We start from the raw sequence: 3,455 nt of genomic DNA, 5'->3' as shown, positions 1-3,455 counted from the left end.
AGTTTATGAATGATGGAGATTCATAAATGATGAACATAGTCTCTGAGTTTTTACCAAAACTTAGAAATCGTCATTTTTTAATTATTGATATTCTTATTTTCTCAGTTACAACTGTACTGGCGCTTATTCTTCGTTTAGACATTTCTATTGCCCTAAACTCTTATAAAGCTGGTTTAGTTGTAACAACAATCCTATTTTTAATCACTAAACTAGCTGTTTTTTATGGATCGGGATTTTATCGACGATATTGGCGCTACGCCAGTATTGATGAACTCTTACAGATAGCCATAGCGATGGCTGCTGCCGTGGTCTTACAAGTTCTCCTATTTAGTAGTCTTTATCATTTAACTAACTTACCAATTGACAACCTTCCTCGCTCTCTACCGTTACTGGATGGACTCTTGAGCTTTGTTCTGGTGGGTGGGGTCCGCTTTAGTGTTCGTGCGGCTGAAAGGGTTGATCAACGAAATGAAATATCTAGCGCAGGCGATCGCACTTTAATTGTCGGTGCTGGCAGTGGCGGTATTTCCCTTGTGCAGCAAATGCAGCAAGATCCGCGTTGTGATCTTTATCCAGTTGCTTTCGTTGACGATGATCCCCAAAAGTTGAACTTACGAATTCGAGGGTTACCAGTCGTTGGAAATCGTCATCAAATTCCAGAGGTTGTTCACTCTCTAAAAATTCGCAAAGTGATTATTGCCATGCCTAGTGTTTCAGGGCAGGTGATTCGAGACATTGTTGATATTTGCCAATTAATTGGTGTTCAAACCAGTACCTTACCCGGAATCCACGAGATCCTTAATGACCGCATCAGCATCGAAAGCATTCGAGAAATTAAGATTGAAGACTTACTGCGTCGAGAGCCTGTACAAACTGATATTCAGAAAGTCTCTGAATTTCTAAAAGGCAAGACAGTGCTGATCACCGGTGCCGGGGGCTCAATTGGCAGTGAGCTTTGCCGCCAGATTTTAATGTGCCACCCGGCAGAGATGATACTTCTTGGTCACGGAGAAAACTCTGTATTCAATATTCAACAAGAGCTTGGCCATGTAGTGCAGATTCTTAAAGGAAAGAGTGGAGGCACAACTCGTCTAACAACCTTTATTGCTGATCTGCGGTTTTCGTCTCGACTGGAACATGCCTTTGAAAAATATAGGCCAGAAATTGTTTTTCATGCTGCAGCCCACAAGCATGTTCCTCTGATGGAGTTGAATCCACCAGAAGCAATTACAAACAATGTCCTGGGAACCCGTAACCTCCTAAGCTTGGCATTGCAATATCAGACCAAGCAGTTTGTGATGATTTCTACCGATAAAGCGGTAAATCCCACTAATGTTATGGGGGCCAGTAAGCGAGTTGCTGAAATGTTGGTGCTTAAAGCGGCTCAAACCAGCGGCAAGCCCTTTGTGGTCGTTCGATTTGGCAATGTTCTAGGTAGCAGAGGTAGCGTTGTCCCTACCTTTAGAAAGCAAATTGCTGCCGGGGGGCCTGTGACGGTTACCCATCCTGAGATTTGCCGCTACTTCATGACAATTCCTGAGGCGGTGCAACTGGTCTTGCAGGCAGCAATGATTAGTCATGGCAGTGAAATCTTTATGCTCGATATGGGTCAACCCGTGAAGATTGTTGACCTGGCAATAGATTTAATTCGACTCTCAGGGTACGAGATCGGTAAAGATATTGAGATTGTTTATACCGGTTTGCGACCGGGGGAGAAACTCTTTGAGGAAATACTGATTTCAGGGGAGCAACACCAGCCGACGCTGCACGAAAAGCTTTATGTGGTCAAAAACGCTAGTAAAGCTGTGCCAGAAGATCTTGACTTTGCTGTTAACACACTATGCAAAGCTGCAACCAACAATAAGTCTGATATTATTTTCTTTTTGCTTGAGCAGTTGGTACAAGGATATATTCCCAAAGGTCAACCGAAACCAAATTTCAAGTCTAACAACCTAGAAGCAAATCCTAAGGGCAAAGTAAAACTTAAATCAAAGTTAAGTTGTCGCAAAGTATTTAAGCCTAACAATTTTGTATTTCAACAGTTAGAACAGGATCTTCAGCAGGCACTTGAGCGTCAGGAGTTTCTACTTCATTATCAGCCTGTCATACGCTTGGAAACAGGAGAATTGACTGGTTTTGAAGCGCTTCTACGTTGGCGGCATCCCAATCAAGGTCTGATTTACCCAAGAAAGTTTATTCCATTAGCCGAAGAAACAGGCTTAATTATTCCTATAGGACTCTGGGTTCTGGGTGAAGTTTGTCGGCAAATATATGCATGGCAGGAAAGCACTCTTACTCCTTTAACCGTCAGTATAAATCTCTCTCGTAAACAATTTTTACAGCTTGATTTAGTTCAACAAACTACTAAGTTTTTGAAGCAAAATAGTCTACATCCCTGCAATCTAAGATTTGAAATTTCTGAAAACTTAGTTCAGGAAAATCCCGATCATGCTATTGCTGTAATCTCACAGTTAAGAGCATCAGGAGTTAAGTTGCGAGTTGATAATTACGGTCGAAGTCATTCATTCTATAGTCTTTCAGAGTGCTTTCCATATCAGTATGAACAGTTTGAGCGACTAAAAATAGATCGCTTTTTAATTAATCGCATATGCAACGACCATGAAAGCTTTGAGATAGTCCAATCTATAACGACGGCTGCCCATGAGGCTGGTATAGACATGGTTGCAACAGGCGTCGAAACTAAAGAGCAGCTTGCTCAGCTTAAATTGGTGAACTGTGAGTATGGACAAGGACATTTCTTCTCAAAGCCGGTAGAAGGCAAAGATCTAGAAAAGCTAATTCAAGTGCGGAAGTAGGCAGATGCAACCTAGTAAGCCACTCACTCTGCGCCGCAACTTCTCTTGGACCTTCATTGGTAATGCTGTTTATGCTGCATGCCAATGGGGAATGCTCATAGTTCTAGCTAAGCTTGGCAGTCCAGAGATGGTCGGGCAGTTCACCTTAGGAGTTGCAATTACTGCCCCGGTTGTTATGTTTACAAACCTCCAGTTACGGGCCGTTCAAGCGACAGATGCTAAGCGCCAATTTTTATTTAGCGATTACCTGGGTTTGAGATTATTTGCGACCGGACTAGCATTACTAATAATTGCAGGAATTACATTGGCAGCTAGCTATCGCTGGGAAACAGCGCTAGTGATTTTGCTGGTTGGTTTAGCAAAAGCAGTCGAGTCTATTAGCGACGTATTTTATGGGTTAATCCAGCAGCACGAACGAATGGATCGGATTGCTGTGTCACTAATGATTAAGGGTCCTCTGTCGCTGTTACTGCTAGGTATTGGAGTTCATCTATCAGGTAGCGTTGTCTGGGGAGCAGTGGGATTAGTCGTTGCCTGGTCTGTGGTTCTGGTTGGCTATGACATTCGTAGCGGTGTCTTGATGTTGAAGAATACACTGCACAGACCAAAGATTATGGGAAGGCATCAGTTAGTGGTTCC

Annotated in this window: 2 protein-coding genes; both read left to right on the top strand. The window is 42.9% G+C overall.

The window, feature by feature from the left end:
- Positions 1–26 precede the first annotated feature (26 nt).
- The gene (locus AC2VE5_RS24785; RefSeq protein WP_486890273.1) at positions 27–2,816 is read left to right on the top strand and encodes a polysaccharide biosynthesis protein; all 2,790 of its coding nucleotides are present in this window, start codon (positions 27–29) and stop codon (positions 2,814–2,816) included.
- Positions 2,817–2,820: 4 nt separating this feature from the next.
- On the top strand, positions 2,821–3,455 hold a 635-nt coding region (locus AC2VE5_RS24780), incomplete at its 3' end, for an oligosaccharide flippase family protein (protein ID WP_486890272.1).

Source organism: Aliterella sp. E5.1 (assembly GCF_057473825.1).
Note: the sequence above shows the minus strand (reverse complement) of the source record. Positions and strands in the feature narration are given on the sequence as shown.

What these genes read in the sequence shown, in the direction of transcription:
- AC2VE5_RS24785 (WP_486890273.1), top strand. Translation starts at nt 27, where the DNA reads ATGATGAACATAGTCTCTGAGTTTTTACCAAAACTTAGAAATCGTCAT.